Consider the following 400-nt stretch of genomic DNA (forward strand, 5'->3'; position numbering starts at 1 on the left):
CGGACCACGACCGGCCCGCCCCCGCAGTCTCGCGACCCGCCACCCATGCTGTCCAAGACGAAAACAGCCAACCTCATGCACTTTCGACATACCCTCAGGCCATGGACCTCGTAGGAGCCTGCACCGCCTTCGTCCACGTCAGTGACCGAGGCAGCTTCACCCACGGCGCCGCGGCCGCCCACATCCCCCAACCCGTCGCCAGCCGCCGCATCGCCGCCCTCGAGAAACACCTCGGCGCACCCCTCTTCGACCGCACCGGCCGACACCCCACCCTCACCCAGTTCGGCCACGCCGTCCTGCCCACCGCCCGCCGCCTCGTGGACCTCGCCCACACCCTCGAACACGACGCCGCCACCGCCCGGCGCACCCCGCTCCGCATCGCCGTGCCCACCACCTGCAC

General features: G+C 71.8%; 1 protein-coding gene. It reads left to right on the forward strand.

All coding sequences use genetic code 11. The annotated features are described in order from the left end of the window. Positions 1-101: 101 nt before the first annotated feature. Positions 102-400, forward strand: a 299-nt coding sequence (locus tag DSY14_RS28225; protein ID WP_211719615.1) for a LysR family transcriptional regulator, incomplete at its 3' end; no start/stop codon positions are given.

The organism is Nocardiopsis sp. MG754419, from assembly GCF_018207095.1.
Lineage (GTDB): Bacteria > Actinomycetota > Actinomycetes > Streptosporangiales > Streptosporangiaceae > Nocardiopsis.